This window comes from Methylomonas sp. Kb3, assembly GCF_002834115.1.
GTDB classification, from domain to species: Bacteria; Pseudomonadota; Gammaproteobacteria; order Methylococcales; family Methylomonadaceae; genus Methylomonas; species Methylomonas defluvii.
In genome coordinates this window covers 1-16504 of sequence record NZ_PIZT01000026.1, presented here as the reverse complement: position 1 = coordinate 16504, position 16504 = coordinate 1, and the positions used below count along the sequence as shown (strand labels likewise).

General features: G+C 59.9%; 15 protein-coding genes. 6 read left to right on the top strand and 9 right to left on the bottom strand.

What is annotated here, in order from left to right; all coding sequences use genetic code 11:
- The coding region (locus CWO84_RS14160) for an XdhC/CoxI family protein (RefSeq protein WP_101053353.1) at positions 1-932 on the bottom strand (932 nt) is incomplete at its 3' end.
- Here CWO84_RS14160 and CWO84_RS24425 point away from each other — a divergent pair.
- Positions 912-1085, top strand: coding sequence for a hypothetical protein (locus CWO84_RS24425; RefSeq protein WP_165786328.1), 174 nt, complete (start codon positions 912-914; stop codon positions 1083-1085). The two genes, CWO84_RS14160 and CWO84_RS24425, sit on opposite strands and share 21 nt — an antisense overlap.
- 139 nt (positions 1086-1224) lie before the next feature.
- Here the strand turns inward: CWO84_RS24425 and CWO84_RS14155 are convergent, their stop codons facing one another.
- The 7 genes from CWO84_RS14155 to CWO84_RS14120 all read right to left on the bottom strand — a co-directional run bounded on the left by CWO84_RS14155 (position 1225) and on the right by CWO84_RS14120 (position 8918).
- Positions 1225-2025: a 2,3-dihydro-2,3-dihydroxybenzoate dehydrogenase gene (locus tag CWO84_RS14155; RefSeq protein WP_051669890.1), complete on the bottom strand. Its 801-nt coding sequence runs from the start codon at positions 2023-2025 to the stop codon at positions 1225-1227.
- Positions 2022-4085, bottom strand: coding sequence for an MFS transporter (locus tag CWO84_RS24660; protein WP_201799033.1), 2064 nt, complete (start codon positions 4083-4085; stop codon positions 2022-2024). The genes CWO84_RS14155 and CWO84_RS24660 overlap by 4 nt, the downstream gene beginning before the upstream one ends.
- Entirely contained in the window at positions 4085-5068 is a 984-nt protein-coding gene (locus tag CWO84_RS14140; protein ID WP_101053351.1) for an iron ABC transporter permease, read from the bottom strand. Before CWO84_RS14140 ends, CWO84_RS24660 begins: the two co-directional genes overlap by 1 nt.
- Positions 5065-6087: an iron ABC transporter permease gene (locus CWO84_RS14135; protein WP_201799032.1), complete on the bottom strand. Its 1023-nt coding sequence runs from the start codon at positions 6085-6087 to the stop codon at positions 5065-5067. Before CWO84_RS14135 ends, CWO84_RS14140 begins: the two co-directional genes overlap by 4 nt.
- Positions 6084-7022 (bottom strand): iron-siderophore ABC transporter substrate-binding protein, encoded by a 939-nt coding sequence (locus CWO84_RS14130; RefSeq protein ID WP_033156346.1) that lies wholly within the window; start codon positions 7020-7022, stop codon positions 6084-6086. The genes CWO84_RS14135 and CWO84_RS14130 overlap by 4 nt, the downstream gene beginning before the upstream one ends.
- Complete coding sequence (locus CWO84_RS14125; RefSeq protein WP_033156347.1) at positions 7019-7819, bottom strand: siderophore-interacting protein; 801 nt, start codon at positions 7817-7819, stop codon at positions 7019-7021. The genes CWO84_RS14130 and CWO84_RS14125 overlap by 4 nt, the downstream gene beginning before the upstream one ends.
- Positions 7820-7937: 118 nt before the next feature.
- Positions 7938-8918 (bottom strand): AraC family transcriptional regulator, encoded by a 981-nt coding sequence (locus tag CWO84_RS14120; RefSeq protein ID WP_165385951.1) that lies wholly within the window; start codon positions 8916-8918, stop codon positions 7938-7940.
- Between the two features lie 157 nt (positions 8919-9075).
- On the opposite strand from CWO84_RS14120, the gene CWO84_RS14115 reads away from it, so the two are divergent.
- From CWO84_RS14115 to CWO84_RS14095, 5 genes are read left to right on the top strand one after another with little or no spacing between them, the layout of a single operon-like run.
- Positions 9076-11049 (top strand): TonB-dependent receptor, encoded by a 1974-nt coding sequence (locus tag CWO84_RS14115; protein ID WP_101053347.1) that lies wholly within the window; start codon positions 9076-9078, stop codon positions 11047-11049.
- Between the two features lie 6 nt (positions 11050-11055).
- On the top strand, positions 11056-12279 hold the full coding sequence (locus CWO84_RS14110; protein WP_205450304.1) for an isochorismate synthase: 1224 nt from the start codon (positions 11056-11058) through the stop codon (positions 12277-12279).
- The gene (locus CWO84_RS14105; RefSeq protein ID WP_101053345.1) at positions 12276-13913 is read left to right on the top strand and encodes an AMP-binding protein; all 1638 of its coding nucleotides are present in this window, start codon (positions 12276-12278) and stop codon (positions 13911-13913) included. The genes CWO84_RS14110 and CWO84_RS14105 overlap by 4 nt, the downstream gene beginning before the upstream one ends.
- Complete coding sequence (locus CWO84_RS14100; protein ID WP_033156349.1) at positions 13910-14788, top strand: isochorismatase family protein; 879 nt, start codon at positions 13910-13912, stop codon at positions 14786-14788. The genes CWO84_RS14105 and CWO84_RS14100 overlap by 4 nt, the downstream gene beginning before the upstream one ends.
- On the top strand, positions 14785-16047 hold the full coding sequence (locus CWO84_RS14095; protein WP_033156350.1) for a condensation domain-containing protein: 1263 nt from the start codon (positions 14785-14787) through the stop codon (positions 16045-16047). The genes CWO84_RS14100 and CWO84_RS14095 overlap by 4 nt, the downstream gene beginning before the upstream one ends.
- 57 nt (positions 16048-16104) lie before the next feature.
- On the opposite strand, the gene CWO84_RS14090 is transcribed toward CWO84_RS14095, so the two are convergent.
- On the bottom strand, positions 16105-16504 hold a 400-nt coding region (locus CWO84_RS14090), incomplete at its 5' end, for an XdhC family protein (RefSeq protein WP_165786327.1).

Genomic DNA, 16504 nt, shown 5'->3' with positions numbered 1-16504 from the left:
CTTTGCAGTAATCGTTGTTTGCGATGCGCCGGACCCAGCAGACCGATAAACGCCGCCCGACACTGGACGATGGCTTGCAAGTAGCGTTGGTCGTATTCGACGTTATGGGTCATCAGCATAATGGCATTGAAGCGATTTAAATCCAGTTGGGACGCGACCTGATCCGGTATCAGATGCAATAATTGATCGGCTAAAGGAAAACGCTCTGGTTTGATATGCGCGGGCCGGTGATCGACTAAGGTCACGCGCCACCCCAGGGATTTGGCGCAATTCACCAGCGGTATCGCGTCGGCACCGGCACCGAATATCAGCAACTGCCAAGGCGGTTGCACCGGGTCGTAAAAGACTTTGATGTCCTGGCCGTCAAGTAGATGGGTTTCGATACGCGGTTTTTGCTGCAAGGCCGTTTGCAGCGCCGCCGTGGCAAAGGGAAACGGCGCGCTAGGTAAAATTGGCTGCTCGCCGACGATGGCCGCAGGCAAAAACTGGCTGCGCCCTGCCGGGAAATCCGCATGCTCGGACTCGAACACCGTAACCAATACCCCATGCGCTTGAGCTTCGGCGGCTTCCAGCAACTGACTCAATGGACTGAAACCCTGCTCGGCTTTTAATAATTGCAGCAACACCCTAACCGCGCCGTTACAACCCAGGCCCAAACCCCAAATCGCGTCTTCCCCGGAACGCATATCGTAAAACAAGGTTTTGGCATGGCCGGTTTCGAACACCGATCCGGCCTGCTCCACCAAATCCCGTTCGAAACAACCGCCGCCCAGCAAACCGACCAACTCCCCGGTTTGGGTAATCAACATCCGCGCCCCGGCCTTTTGGTAAGTCGAGCCAAAGGTTTCGATGATGGTCGCCAGCACGCTGTCGGCGCCGTCGCGTTGCAGTTGCCGATAGGCTTCGAGCAGATGATTGATTTTATTGGCCATGATTTACTCGCTTGCGTGTCTGCCGGCGATTGTAAGCCATATCAACTCCAGCTCAAATCGGTACGCAACAGCGGCAATTGCCTGACCCGCACACCGGTAGCGGCGAATATTGCATTGCACACCACCGGCGTCATTTTCTCGTTTTACATTTAGGTTAAACAGCTTCGCTCATATCGGACATTCGTAGCCATCAGCGTCGGGACCGCCATACCACTTTATGAGCAGACGAACCGCTCGAGTTCCAAACTTCTTACGGGCAATTCATCGTGGCCACACGCGGGCTATTTTGCCGTTAACCTAATGTCGCTCCACCGTCAACCACTAAATCCTGAAGGGTGATATGTCCGGCCCGATCCGACAACAGAAACGCCACGGCGTGAGCTATATCGTCCGGTTGGGCCAGTTTGCCGAGCGGAATGCCCAGCCGATGTTGCGCCAAGGAGCCCTTGATGACTTGCGCGGCGCTACCGGCACCGGCGCGCCAGAAGCGGCGCTGCATGTCGGTTTCGGTCGAGCCCGGCGACACCAGATTGCAACGAATGCCGTATTCCGCCAGTTCCAAGCCTAAACAGCGGGTGAATTGCGCCGCGGCGGCCTTGGATGCAGCGTAGGCCGCCATACCGGTCCGCGGCGTCGATGCTGCATTGGAACCAACCGTCACGATAGCCCCGCGCCGCCGCTCGCGCATCCGACGAGCTACCGCGCGGCTTAGCGCAAATACACCATGACAGTTTACGGCAAAGCTTTCCAGCCAGTCCTCGTCACTGGCATCCACTACATGACCGGGAAGCAGCACACCGGCGACATTCACCAGATAGTCGATTTCGCCGATTTTGGCCTCGACTCCAGCGACTGCGGATTCCAGGCCGGCACGATCGCGTAAATCCAGCGCCAGCGGATATAGCCCGGGCATTGACTGGCAAACTTCACGCAAAGCGTCGCTATCGATGTCTGCCGCAACCACGGTCAAGCCTTCGCCGGCCAACACGGCGGCTACCGCCTGGCCGATGCCTCGCGCGGCACCACTTACCAGTGCAACGCCGGGGCGCGAACCGAATCCGGCGCTAGGTGACGACTGTCTTGCCAGTTTCATGATTCGGCCGTGGCAACCGGCGTAAGACGATCCGCCGTCGTTGTCGATGCCCCCTGCGACGCGCCGAAACGGTGTAAGCCGGCCAGCAAGCACAAGCTCACGCAGGTGACACCTGCCGCCAGCCAGCCGACGCGATCAAAATGCTGCAATACGGCGCCATCCCCGCCAGTCATCCAGCCCGCGCACCCGGCTGCTAAACCGGATGCGGCCTCGGTGCTCGCGGTATTCACCGCCATGTAGCGGCCCCGCAACGGTGGCGGCACTCTGCCAATCAGCCAAACCGAGGCCGGAATAGACCGAGTGGAGGTTAAAGCCATAAACAACACAAACACCGCCGTCGTTTGCCATAATGGCCCTGGTTGTAACTGAGTCAACCACAGATGCGGAATGATGCTGGCGACCATCAATACAGCCAGAATCCCGGCGGCACCGAAACGATCCACCGCACGGCCAATACCGCGCGCCACTACGAAAGTCGCCAATCCGGCGCAAAGATAAATCCAGGACAAATCACGTAAATCAACACCCAATGTGCCGTTCAAGTGTGCGCCCAGATAAGGCACGATCAGAAAACCGGCAAAAACGATGCAAAAGCTCAACACCCAACCCAAGGCCAGTGCCGGCGAACGCAAACTCCCGCGCCCGGCGCCGACGCTAACGGGTGATCGGGGTAAGGCCCGGTACAATCTTAGCCACCACAATGCAGACAGTGCCGCAACCGCTAAAAAAGGAAGCCGCCAGCCGCCCAACGCCGCCAATCCCAGGCCCGAAGGCACACCGATCACGGCACACACGCCGAAGGCCGACATAATGGCACCGATGGCCTGGCCGCGGCGCTCGGGCTCGATGCGGTCGGCTATCATCGCCATCATGGTTGCGTTCATCAACCCTGCGCAAGCACCCGCCAACGCCCGCGCGACCAGCAATTCGCCGAATTGCCCCGCAAGACCACAAGCCAGCGTGGCGACCACAAATCCGGCGTACAAGGCCAACAAGGTGCGCTTGCGGTCGCCGCGATCAATCCATCGACCACCGAGCAGACTGGTCAGCGCCGAGGCCAGCGTATAGACACCAACCAGGGATCCGAAGCGCGCCGGACCCATGTCGAAATCGCGCATCAGCGCCGCGCCCAGCGGCATCAGCACCATATAATCAAGTAAAAGGGTGAATTGAAGTACCGCAAACAACAGCACTAAACGACGCTCCGCCACGCTAGCCGACACTTCGGCGAACGGACCGACCGAAGCCATGCTCACAGGCAAAGGCTGCGCTTGCGGCAACGGCAAATCGGCTTGTCTTACCGGCACGACGACAGGTGTACCGTCGGGTGCGGTCAGGATATGGCTATCGATGCCGTAAAGCTGCCGCAATAAAACCGGATTCAATACATCCACCGGGGAACCGCAGGCCGCTAGTCGGCCGTTATCCAGGGCCACCAACCAATCCGCATGGCGCGCGGCAACCAGGTCGTGCATCACCACGACCACGGTGCGACCGGCATCCGCCAACGCCCGCAACAAGGCGATCAATTCCAGCTGGTGCCCAGGATCAAGCATGCTGCCGGGTTCGTCCAGCAGCAGGACCGGCGTGGACTGGGTCAGCATCATCGCTATCCACGCGCGTTGCCGCTGCCCGCCGGAAAGCTTGTCCAACGGTTGTCCAGCCAATTCCGTCAGGTCGGTAAGACGCAAGGCCTCGCATCGGGCGGCCTCGTCTTCTGCTGACCAGCTCACCATCCAATGCCGATGGGGGTGGCGTGCCAGCGCCAGCAAATCGTTTACCCTCAGTCCGACCGGCGCTTGCGGAAACTGCGGTAAAAAACCCACGCTACGTGCCAAGTCGGCGGTCGAGAATAGTCGCAAATCGTCTTCGCCCAGCTGGATACATCCTGAATCGGCTTGATGCAGACGAGCCAGGCAACGCAGCAAGGTGCTCTTGCCGCAGCCGTTGGCGCCGACAATGGCAGTCACCCGTCCGGCCGGAATTTGCAGGCTGAGGTCGCGCAATACGGGTTCCGCACCATAGCCGGCGATTACTTGGTCAACCCGAAACGCCAACATTACCCGGCTCCGTAAGCTTTTGGCCGCATCAGCAACCACAATAAAAAAGGACCACCCAAAAAACCGGATACGACGCCGACGGGCACTTCGACCGGCGCGGCCGCTATGCGCCCGAGCAAGTCTGCACCCGTGACCAGTACCGCGCCGATACTGGCGGAACACCATACCGGTATGCCGCCGTCCGGCGACAATCGCTGTGCCAGGATCGGCGCGGCGAGCGCGACGAAACCAATCGGCCCGCCGACGCCCACCGCGACGCCCGCCAGCGCAGCGGCCAGCATCAGCACGGTAAAGCGCAGCTGACCTAAATTGACCCCCAAACCGCGAATACTGTCGTCGTGCAGACATAACAGCACCAAAGCGCGGGAGATGACCCAACAGGCAGTCAGCAAGATGCCGAGCAGCGCCGCAGCCACCTTGACCACAGGCCAGGCGCGCCCGGCTAAACTTCCGACACTAGACGCATACAGACCGGTGGCATGGAAGATGGACAATGTCGCCAAGGCAATGTCAAAGCCGGCGCGCAGTAAACTGGCAATGCCCAGCCCGACCACGAGGACCCGGTAACCGCGCGTACCCACGCCGCCAGCGGCCAGCAAGGTGAATACAGCGGTGATCAGCGCACCCGCCACCGCACACCACCACGGGCCCAACAAACCGGACGGGTTTAGCATCAAACTCAGGGCCAACGCCAGTAACGCACCATCGTTGATTCCCAAAACATCGGGACTGGCCAAGCGATTGCGCGTCAAGTTTTGCAATAGGGCGCCGGCGGCGCCGAGCCCGATGCCAACCACGAGTGCCGCACATAAACGCGGCAAGCGAAATTGCGTCACCAGCGTGGACAGCCAGTCGGACCCAGGGCCAAACAAGCCGGCATACACTTGCGATGCCGACAAGCGTGGCGTGCCGGCAACCAGCGCGGCATACGCCAGCACCAGCAATAGCGGTATGGGCGCTAGGCGGCGAGCAGCCTTGGTCATCGCTCACTTCCTGCCGGCATTAAAGCCAGTGTGGCGTCGCGATTTACCATCCAGATCAGTAAGGGCGCGCCGATGCCGGCCAATACGGCGCTAACTGGCGCTTCGAACGGGGCAAGCAACAAGCGCGAGCTTAAATCAGCCGACAGCATCAGCGCGGACCCCAGCAAAATAGAATAGGGAAGTTGGGAGGCGATCGTCACTCCGGCCAGCGTCCTGGCGCAATACGGAGCGATTAATCCCAAAAACGGAATAGGGCCAGCGAGTGCTACGCTGGTGCCGGTCAACAGTGCCACGACCGCAACCGCCCCCACCCTAGCCGGAGCGGGTCTCTGCCCAAGCGCGCGCGCCAGATCATCGCCCAAGGCCAGCGCCGATAACGGGCGCACCAGCGCCATGGCCGCAGTCAGACCGACGCCTATCAGCACCAAGCCGGGCCAAAGTAAGCCGGCATGCGGATGGGCTAAGGAACCCAGCAACCAAAACCGATAACGATCTAGATTGGCGGTGCTGACCAAGGCCAGCCACGCCGTCAGACTATGGCAGGTGGCGGTGAGCGCCAATCCGGCCAACACGAGCCGTAAAGGCGATGACTGGCCGCCGCCGGCACGCGCCAACAGCAAGACCAAAAGACTGCCCAAGCTTGCCCCACCCAGTGCCCAGCCGATCTGCGCACCAGGACTTTGCCCGGCAAACCAAGCGATACCGAGTGCCACCCCAAGTGCGGCGCCACTGTTGACACCCAACAACCCGGTTTCAGCGAGTGGATTGCGCGTGACGGTCTGCAACAAAACCCCGGCTGCGCCCAATGCCGCACCCAGGGCCAAGGCCTTAAGTAGGCGGGGCAGCCGCAATTCGCCCAGTACCAGATCGACATGGGCATCGCCGGACGCCCCTAGCAGCCAATGCAGACTGTCTTGCCAGCCGACACCACCTGCGCCAAAGCTTAACGACGCGAAGGCCAACAACAGCACGGAAAGTGGCAACAGAACACCTAAAAGAGCGGATTTAGGCGCCTTCACGATCCGCTCTCCACCCCGTCAAATGCCGATACCACATCTTCAAGGAGCGTTTTGGCAGCCAGCGGACCACCGATAACAGTCCATAAAGCCGCATCCACTTCGCGCACTCGATGCAGCCGCGCTGCCCGCAATTCCGCAAAAGCCGGTTCGTCTCGCAAGGCGGCGACGCCGTGCGGATCGGGTGCAAAATTACCTATGAACAACCAATCGCCGTCGATGTCGGCCAACACTTCCCGGCTTAACGGCGCTCCATGTCCGGCACCGGGTTGACGTTGGGCAGGAGGCCGAGTCAAACCCAAATCTGTCAGAACCCGCCCGGCAAACGCATCGCCCAGCATATACATGGGTCCGTTAGGCGTAAGCCGAACAATGCTCACCGATTCACCCCAGTGCGCTTTCAGCTGCTCTCGCAGGCGGGCAGCCAGCGTACGATACTCTTCGAGTACTTGCGAGCCGGCCTGCTGCCGACCCACCGCATCCGCAATACGCCTCACGCTGTCTTGCCAGTGTTCACCAGGATAAAAGCTGACTACGGTCGGCGCAATCGCGCGTAGTTGCTCCAGGAATGCGGGATCGCTCTGACCGCCGGCCAAGATTAAATCCGGGCGTAGCGCGACGATGCGGTCCAAAGACGGCTGGGCGAAATCGCCTACGCTGTCTATCCCATTCACCCGTCCCCCCAAATAGCGCGGCGGGTGCTGGCTGCCGCGACCGTTGCTGGCACCGACGGGCCGCAGACCAAGCGCCAGCGCGGCGTCCAAATCCAACTCGCTCAATGCCACCACACGTTGCGCCGCTTGTGGCACGCTTACCGGTCGGCCGATGGCATCGATTAACTCACGAGCCCCCTGTTCCGGCACAGCAGGCGGCGGGCCATCGCATGCTGCTAATAGTAATATCAGCAAAATCCTTGCCCTGAACATAGGTCTTTTCATGTATTCCCATCCATGCAGCGGTGCCGCTCGTCGTGGTAATCCTCTTCACTCCACCCCCGACACCAATAGGGCACTGCGTACAGGGACGCGGGGGGCAAACCTCGTTCGCGCAGCAGGTAGTGGCGAATGGCGAGCACAGATGCACTCTCGCCGGCTATCGTCGCGAATACCCGTGCCTCCACCGGCCAACGGATTTGGCGGACGGCGCCCGTCAGTGGGCTCGGAGCGTGCGAATACAGCCACTGCAACTGCACGCCCGGCGGATGCTGCAACACCAGTTGATCCGCCGCGTCAGTCACTTCGATCAAGGCCGCTCCGCTTGCAGTGGCCGGTAGGGCTTCCAGTACCGCCGCGATAGCCGGCAGGGCGGTTAAATCGCCGGCCAACAAATGAAAATCGGCCGCGGCACTCGACAACGGGGGACCGCCCACGCTCGCAAGACCGATAATGTCGCCGATTGCGGCACGGATGGCCCAGCGCGAACCGGGACCGTCGTCGCCGTGCAGCACGAAATCGACATCGAGCAAATTCTCGGCAAAATCGACGCGGCGCAGGCTATAGGCACGCGCTACGGACCGGAAGCCGTCCGGCCACTGCGCGTCGCCGGTCGAGTTCGCGCCTGAAACAGGTAGCAGCAATTTGAGATGCGCGCCTGGCCCCGCATGCGCGATGTCTTGCAAGGCCTCGCCGTAAAAACGGATTCGGCGTAAACGCGGACCCAAACTGAGTGTTTCCAGTACAGTTAAGCGCTGAGGGATGCGGGTAGACCGGCTACGATGCGTACTAAGGGTCGTCATGCAAAAAATCGAGTGGTTAAGCTGACGTGGGATTATACGGTCGGCCACGGGCTAACTGGGACGCGGGGCCGTGGATTGAACGGCTGGCAAAACAGCATGCATTTTTTGCAAAGATAGCTTAACAACGAGCGCGCAAGCTGCCAGGGGGAGTGCCAAATTGGCGCCGGAAAGCCGTTGCGAAGTTGCCGGCGTTGGTGTAACCGGCCAAATGCGCCGCTTCGCTGACGCAGACACCGTCGCATTCCAATGCGTGGCGCGCATGATCCAGCAGCCGGCGACGCTGATACGCGAACACACTACTGCCGGTGTATTGGCGAAAGTAGCGCTGCAGGGTACTGGGACTCATGCCGATGTGCTCGGCCAAGGCCTGCATCGACCAGCCGTCGCCCTCTCCGCTATCGAGAAAGGCGCAAAATTCGGCCAATCGCCGCCGTTCGCGCGGCCTAAGCACGCACTCCGGCTCCCGGCGGCCGTCCGTCAGCGCCCCCAAGGACTCGGCGGCAATATCCAAGCAGCGACTTTCCAAGCATAGGCTCATCAGCGGCGTGCCGGAGGCGCACAATTCGAACACGCTAGCCGCCAAAGTCCGCAAGCGCGCAGACAATCGCCACTGTTGTGCCGCCAGATGGGTAGCGCGCAAGTGGTTCAGCCCCGGGTGTGCGGATAGTACGTGTTCGTGCTCGGCCAGCCAGCGGGTACCGAATGCCAAACTCACCACCTTCCGCCGGGCGCCGCGCCGCAACTGACGGGAAAAGCACTCGCGCCGACTTAAAGCGACGACCAGTCCGCGATGATCGCCGCCTGCGCCTAGCAGAAAACGTTGATCGCCGTAGCTTACATCCGCTTCGCCAGCCAGCGGCAACACGATCAACAACCCCGGCTGCAACATTCCCGTCACTTCCATATCGAGTTCGTCCCGCACATCTGACGCGTACAGCGACAAATCGGGCTGCAGCTGAAACTCCCGCAGCCGACCACTGACTATCGGGGAGCCACTGGGAGCCAAGGATACAGCCGCACCTCCAGGGGTGCTTAGACCCGGTCGCGACAGGGCCGAGCAATCGATCTTGGATGAGGTGATAGTTGATAGCCGATTCATAGGATTTTGCCCGAGTGATTCATAAATGATGTTCCAAGCCGTCATCTGCGCGGCCCGCAAAGGAATTCGGTTCCCCCGCAAACGCACGTATTTGCTTTGAGTCGGATAATAGCAGCCACTAATGTTAATGTAAATCATTCTTATTTGAAGACCAATCATGAAAACCAGCTCCCCTGTCGGTTCGAAACTTACCCTCCCCTTAACTTTCTTTTTACTCGCGGCAACCGAATACTCGGTGGCCGGCTCAAATGAAACGGACACGGATAAGACTGTCGTCATGGACACGATTAACGTGACCGGTAAAGCGGTCAAAACTGATACAGACACCGAAACGGTGGAAGACACACCCTCGACGTCGATCAAGGACGTATTCGAAAAAAATATCTCGGTCGGCGTCGGCGGCCCTACCGCGACATCTCAAAAGGTGTTTGTCAACGGCATCGAGGAAACCAATCTCAACGTACAGATCGACGGTGCCCGGCAGGTAAACAATATATGGCATCACAACGCAAACCTACTGATCGACCCCGGCGTGCTAAAAGCGGTCAGCGTGGATGCCGGCGTAGCAGCGGCGGACGCCGGCCCCGGCGCGCTAGGTGGCTCTTTGCGCTACGAAACCAAAGACGTCGATGACATGTTGCAGCCCGGACGGGATTACGGTGCGTTTTTAAGCGGCGGCTTCGCCAGCACCCTAGACACCTTTACCAAATCCGGCGCTGCCTACGGGCGGTATCGCAATGTCGAAGCCATGGGCTATGCCTCGCACGCCGAAGGCGGCAACTACGACGCCGGCAATGGTGATCCAGTCCAGGGCACCGGCACCAACCTGTTGAGCGCTTTAGGAAAACTAGCCTACACCGCGGAGGGCGGACACCGTTTCGAGGCCTCGGCTCAGCATCTTTCAGACGACGAAATTCGACCGTTCCGCGCCAATTTCGCCGCAGTGCGTGGTCAGACCTTATTGTCGGAAAATATCTTCAACCGCAATACCGCGAACTTCAAGTACAGCACCCGGCAGCCGAGCAAGTTTTACGATCCGGAGGTTCGCTTTTACTATAACGATACGTCGCTTTCCCGACCGAATCCGAACGGCGGATTTCGTCCCGGCTATTTCGATTCCACCATCGAAAGCTTCGGGGCGACGGCGTTGAACCGCATTAAAACGCCGTTGGGCGAACTCAGCGCCGGCATGGATTTTTATCAGGATCGGGCGCTAACCGATAACTTTCGCGATGCTTCGATGACCGAAACAGCCCGAAATTTAGGCGGATTCGCGCAATTACGCGGTGAGCCCGCCGACTGGCTTAAATTTTCCGGCGGCGTCCGTCTTGATTCTCAAGAATTCGAATCGGTAGACCGGAAACTGTTCGACAATACCGGCGCCAGCCCCAACGTGTCTATCGGCATCACGCCCTTGCCAGACTTGACGCTGAACGGCAGTTATTCCTATGTCTTCGGCGGCATCCAACTGGCCGAAGCAGCACTCTTCCACACCATGCCGTATTCGGCTTATTCCGCCGATCTTGCGGCGCAACGCTCCACCAACGCCAAGGCCGGGCTCAGTTACCGCTTGGCAAGCGTCAAGTTTGAGGGCGAAGTGTTTTCGACCCGAATCCAAAATACGCCGGCATATCAAGAGGGCGACGACAGTTTCGTCCGGGTTAACGGCCCGGCAGTCAAAACCGAAGGCTTGAATCTAGGCGTAGGCTATCAACGCGCAAATGCCGATTTCGGCGCGCATTACACCAACACCGAAGTCAGCTACGATCATTCTCAACTCGGCACACTGGCGTTCTACTTAGGCTCGCCCGTCGGCGAAATCATCAAGCTGCACGCCGCCTATGCGTGGTCGGAACTAGGGATAAAAACCGGGGTAAGTTCGGAAATCGCCCTGAAGTACCGCTTCGCACAGGATTCGGGCAATCGCGATCTCAACGGCTATCACACCTACAACGTATTTGCCCAATGGCAGCCGAATTTTTACCGCGGCCTGACGCTGCGCGCCGAAGTCAACAATCTCACCGATGAAGACTATACGGATCGCTACACCGCCGGTACCGCAGTCGGATTCATTACGCCGCTGCAAAATCCCGGCCGTAGCGTACTAGTTTCAACCAGACTGGAGTTCTGAACCCCTATGTATACCGACACAAGTCAGTTGTTTTCCGTAAACGCCGCCACGACCGAGCGGATGGGCGACCAACAGCCCACGGCAATTGAGCTGCTGCATCGCTATGGCGCCGGCTCCAGTTTTTTCTTGGGCTCTCCCGAGCGTACCCTGCTTGGTAGCGGCATCCGGGCTAGGTTAACCCGCCATCCCGGAGAGCCGACAGCCGCCGCTCTGCAACGTTTGTTCGCCGATGTCAGGCAAAAAGACGATACGCCGGCTATTGCGGTGGGCGCGCTGCCGTTTGCTCCCGAAGCCGATCCGGTATTGTTTATTCCCCAGCAAATGGCAACGGCGGGCCGCCTCACGCGCCACGCAATAGCCAGGACGAAAGCGACCATACGCAGTTCTGTAACTCAAGAGCGGCCAACACCGGCGGTCTATGCCCAACAGGTGCAACAAGCGTTGGACTTGATACGGCAATCAGCCTTAAAAAAAGTCGTGCTGTCCCGAATGCTGGAAGTGGTGGGCGAGAGCGATGTCGATCAGGCCGGCGTGTTACGCAATCTGGCGGCGCGCAATGCAGCCGGTTACACCTTTGCCGTCGATTTGCCCACTGTATCGGGAGGTGTCCGCCGCTTGATAGGTGCCAGTCCTGAACTATTGTTGCGGCGCAAAGGCACACAGGTATTGGCCAATCCAATTGCCGGTACCGAACCGCGCAGCATCGACCCTGGCGAGGATCTGGCGCGATCCCGCCGCTTGTTGCACTCTGCCAAGGACCGCCACGAACACGCGCTAGTGGTGGCTGCCGTAGCGGACACCTTGCGGCCCTATTGCCGCACCCTAGAGGTGCCGCCGGTTCCGGAGTTGATTGCGACGCCCCGCGTCTGGCATCTTTCCACTCGGATCTGCGGACAATTAAGCCACTATGCCCCCAGCTCCTTTGACTTGGCCATAGCCTTGCACCCGACACCGGCCGTATGCGGCGAACCACGCGATCTGGCTCGCCAAGCCATTGAGCAATTGGAAGACTTTGATCGCGGCCTGTTCACCGGCCTGGTGGGCTGGTGCGACGCCAACGGCGACGGTGAATGGGCAGTGACGATACGTTGCGCGGAAATCGAAGCCAATCGCGCCAAGCTATTCGCCGGCGCCGGCATCGTCGCGGATTCCGAACCTTGGCGGGAAGTGGCCGAAACCTCGGCCAAATTTCGCACCTTGCTGGACGCACTGCAGGGGGATGGCGTATGACGGCATCCGATTTCACGCCGTGGCCGGACGAGTTGGTCAGGTCCTATCGCGAACAGGGTTGGTGGCAAAACCAAACCTTGGGCGCTTTGTTACGCGAATCGGCGCAGCGCTACGGTGAACGTATCGCATTGGTCTGCGGCGCGCGGCGCTGGTCGTACCGCGAGCTCGACGAACGGGCCGATCAGTTGGCGACCGGGTTTGCGCAATTGGGTTTGCGCACCGGCGAACGTGTAGTGGTGCAATTACCCAACATCGCCGAGTTTTTTGCGGTGTGTTTTGGCTGTTTTCGCCTCGGTCTGATCCCGGTGCTGGCGCTGCCTGGGCATCGTCGCGCCGAAATCGCCGCGTTCTGCCAGCTGGCCGAAGCCGCCGCCTACGTGATACCGGATCGCCACGACGGATACGATTACCGCTTGCTAGCGCGGGAAACACTGGCATTGGCACCGTGTTTGCGCCACGTGATCGTGGCCGGCGCGGCGGAGGAATTCGTACCTTTGCAAAGCCTTTATGTGAAGCCGTTGGCGCTGCCGGACCAGGACCCAGCAGCGGTAGCGCTGTTACAACTTTCCGGCGGCAGTACCGGAACGCCCAAGCTGATTCCGCGCACGCACGACGATTATCTTTACAGTGTCAGGACCAGTGTGGATATTTGCGGTTTCGACGCCGCTACCGTGTATCTGGCGGCCTTGCCAGTCGCACACAACTTTCCGTTAAGTTCGCCCGGCACGCTGGGCACCTTATATTCCGGTGGCCGCATCGTGTTGTTGACTCGACCAGAGCCGGACGCAGCTTTTATGCTGATCGCCGCCGAAGCGGTCAGCCATGTAGCATTGGTGCCGTCGCTGCTTTTGGCGTGGCTGGAGCGCGCTACAAGTCTGCGTCCTCCGCTTGGCAGTCTGCGCCTGGTCCAGGTGGGCGGCGCCAGTCTGGCAGCGGAAGTCGCCGCCCGCATTAAACCGGTGTTCGGTTGCGCACTGCAGCAGGTATTTGGCATGGCCGAGGGTTTGGTCACTTACACTCGGCTGGACGACGATCCCGATGTCATTCTGGAAACCCAGGGCCGGCCTATGTCGCCCGGCGACGAGATCCGCATAGTCGACGACGAGGACCGAGTGCTGGCCGACGGCGAGACCGGCCATCTGCTGACCCGCGGTCCCTATACCATTCGAGGCTATTGGCGCGCCGACGAGCATAACCGCAAGGCATTTACCGTGGACGGTTTTTATCGTACCGGCGATTTGGTCAGGCGCCGCGCCGATGGCAGTTTACAGGTGATGGGCCGGAGCAAAGATCAAATCAACCGTGCGGGCGAAAAGATTGCCGCCGCAGAAGTGGAGCAGCATTTGCTCAGCCATCCGCGCGTACGCAACGCGGCGCTGGTGGCTATACCGGACGCACGCCTGGGCGAACGCAGTTACGCCTTCGTCGAATTGGCCGAGCCGGACTCGGAGGAAGCGCCGGCGCGAATCGCTCTAGGGCTGAAATTGCACTTACGCGATCACTGCGGACTGGCCGCACATAAAATTCCCGACCGAATCGAATTCATTGACCGCTTACCGCTTACCGCGCCAGGCAAAATTGCGAAACCGCAGCTGCGGGCGCTGGCGCTTAACCTGACACGAACACCGACATGAGCATACCCCGCATCCCGCCATACGACCTTCCAGAACAACTACCCACCGGAAAAGCGAACTGGCGCTTGGACCCAAGCCGTGCCGTATTACTCGTGCACGACATGCAACAGTATTTTCTGAATTTTTTCGAACCATCCCAGCCGCCGATCCCGGCGCTGCTGCGCAATTGCACCGACCTGATCGCCGCCTGCCGCTCTGCCGGCATGCCGGTTATGTACACGGCGCAACGCGGCGGACAGGCGCCGACCGAGCGCGGGCTGCTCAACGATTTTTGGGGGCCCGGCTTAGCGAACGATCCGGCGCTGGAACGTATTGTCGATGCTGTTGCACCCAACCCGGAAGACACGGTGTTCCCGAAAGCGCGCTACAGCGCTTTCAAGCGCAGCGACCTGGAGACGCACCTGCGCGCGCTGGGGCGCGATCAGCTGGTGATTTGCGGCGTCTATGCCCATATTGGCTGTCTGATGACGGCTGCGGAAGCCTTCATGCTGGATATCCAAGCCTTTTTGGTTGGCGATGCGCTGGCCGATTTTTCACGCGAAGAGCACGAACAAGCCTTGCGCTATGCCGCCGGGCGTTGCGCATGCGTTCTCAGCAGCCGCGATGCAATGGTCGCTTTGGAATCGCTTAGTCCCAGCCTGGACGCATTACGTCGCGAAATTGCGGAAGCGATGGCAATCAACCCGGCTCTATTGGGCGATGACGACGATCTATTGCTGATGGGCTTGGATTCGCTGGCGCTGATGACATTGATGCAGCGTTGGCGCCAACGCGGATTCGCTGCCGAGTTCGCAGAGTTGGCGCCGTTGCCGACACTGAGAGCCTGGCACGCTTTGTGGCAAGACTCTGCCGCCGCGAAGGCAGACAGACGATGATACGCGATCAACCCGGTCTGCCCTTAACCCAAGCACAGACAGGTGTCCTGCTTGGCCAACAACTCGCCGGCGAAGCCAGCGTCTTTTATGCCGCCGAATACACCGAACTAGACGGCCCACTCGATTACGAATTGTTTACACAAGCCCTGCAGGCCACGTTGCGCGAAGCTGACGCGCTGCAGGTCCGCATCGTCGAGATGGACGGGACTTATCGGCAGCAGCGCGTCGAGCATAGCCCGCCGACTTTGGCGGTAGCGCCCGCCGAACAGCTTAGCCAGACGGCATTCATGGCCGAACTGTTCGTGCAACTACAACAAGCCTTCAATCCCGCCGCCGGCTATCTTTATGAGCATAAGCTCTATCGCCGGGGGGCTGAGCGCCACGTCTGGCTACATCGCGCGCACCACCTACTGCTGGACGGCTACGGCTTCCAGCTCATTGCACGGCGAGTTGCCGTTTACTACGAGGCGCTGCTATCCGGCAAGCCTTTGGCAGCGGCTGCTTTTGGCACCCTGGACGCCATTTTGGAAGCCGATCAGGCCTATCAGAATTCGTTTGATCGTGAGGACGACCGCCGATATTGGCTCGCCGAACTAGCCGGGTTGCAACCCAAGTCCCTGTCACCCCATCCCACGCCCGGAATCGGCCGCGGCCGCCGAATCGGAGGGGCCTTGCCGGACGCAGTGTGTCTAAGCCTTAAGCGCCGTGCGCTGGAGCTGGATTTGAGTTGGCCGGAGTTATTGATTGCCGGTTTTGCCGGCTATTTGGCCCGATACGGTTACGGTCGCGACACGGTACTCGGCCTGACTACGATGCTTCGCGCGTCGGGGGCGGTTGCCCGCACTCCGTGCAGCGCCATGAACGTCATGCCCTTGCCGCTCCGGCAGGTCGAAGAACTGGATCTAGCCAATGCGGCTCGCCGCCTGCGCCGGGATTTAGCCCGACATAGACCACATCAACGTTACCGTTTCGAGCATTTGGAATTCGATCTGGAAGATGCCGGTTATCCGCGCGGCCTACTGGGCACCGAAATCAATGTCATGCCGTTCGAGCCACCGTCGCGTTTCGGACCCTGCCGAGCCCTCACTCATACCTTGGCGGCGGGGCCGGTGGAAGATCTGGCTGCGGTGTTCATGGCCCGAGGCGATGCTATTGTCCTTGATCTGGATGGGCGCGAGGAAAATTACGACGAGCCAACGTTGCGCAAACATTGGCTCGGCATAACCGATTATCTGGCGCAAGCGTTGGAGTCGTCTTAGTCGTCAGGCCCCGCTCGCATAACCCAAATTTAGCCTTATACTCCGGCCTCACCGAATTTACTGGGCTTGGCTATGGCTGCATTCATGCTTGATAGCGACTACGTCATAGCCTAATTGCAAGCCGCTGCGGCCGTTGAGCTGCGCATGGATGCCCGCCACGATAGACAACGCAATTTCTTCCGGCGTTTGCGCGCCGATGTCCAAACCGACCGGACCGAATACCCGTTCGGCCATCAGCGCGGCATCGTCGCCCAGGCTTTGCAGTAATCGTTGTTTGCGATGCGCCGGACCCAGCAGACCGATAAACGCCGCCCGACACTGGACGATGGCTTGCAAGTAGCGTTGGTCGTATTCGACGTTATGGGTCATCAGCATAATGGCATTGAAGCGATTTAAATCCAGTTGGGACGCGACCTGATCCGGTATCAGATGCAATAATTGATCGGCTAAAGGAAAA

What these genes read in the sequence shown, in the direction of transcription:
- CWO84_RS14130 (WP_033156346.1), bottom strand. Translation starts at nt 7,022, where the DNA reads ATGAAAAGACCTATGTTCAGGGCAAGGATTTTGCTGATATTACTATTA.
- CWO84_RS14105 (WP_101053345.1), top strand. Translation starts at nt 12,276, where the DNA reads ATGACGGCATCCGATTTCACGCCGTGGCCGGACGAGTTGGTCAGGTCC.
- CWO84_RS14110 (WP_205450304.1), top strand. Translation starts at nt 11,056, where the DNA reads ATGTATACCGACACAAGTCAGTTGTTTTCCGTAAACGCCGCCACGACC.
- CWO84_RS14100 (WP_033156349.1), top strand. Translation starts at nt 13,910, where the DNA reads ATGAGCATACCCCGCATCCCGCCATACGACCTTCCAGAACAACTACCC.
- CWO84_RS14125 (WP_033156347.1), bottom strand. Translation starts at nt 7,819, where the DNA reads ATGACGACCCTTAGTACGCATCGTAGCCGGTCTACCCGCATCCCTCAG.
- CWO84_RS24660 (WP_201799033.1), bottom strand. Translation starts at nt 4,085, where the DNA reads ATGTTGGCGTTTCGGGTTGACCAAGTAATCGCCGGCTATGGTGCGGAA.
- CWO84_RS24425 (WP_165786328.1), top strand. Translation starts at nt 912, where the DNA reads ATGATTGATTTTATTGGCCATGATTTACTCGCTTGCGTGTCTGCCGGC.
- CWO84_RS14155 (WP_051669890.1), bottom strand. Translation starts at nt 2,025, where the DNA reads ATGAAACTGGCAAGACAGTCGTCACCTAGCGCCGGATTCGGTTCGCGC.
- CWO84_RS14095 (WP_033156350.1), top strand. Translation starts at nt 14,785, where the DNA reads ATGATACGCGATCAACCCGGTCTGCCCTTAACCCAAGCACAGACAGGT.
- CWO84_RS14140 (WP_101053351.1), bottom strand. Translation starts at nt 5,068, where the DNA reads ATGACCAAGGCTGCTCGCCGCCTAGCGCCCATACCGCTATTGCTGGTG.
- CWO84_RS14120 (WP_165385951.1), bottom strand. Translation starts at nt 8,918, where the DNA reads ATGAATCGGCTATCAACTATCACCTCATCCAAGATCGATTGCTCGGCC.
- CWO84_RS14115 (WP_101053347.1), top strand. Translation starts at nt 9,076, where the DNA reads ATGAAAACCAGCTCCCCTGTCGGTTCGAAACTTACCCTCCCCTTAACT.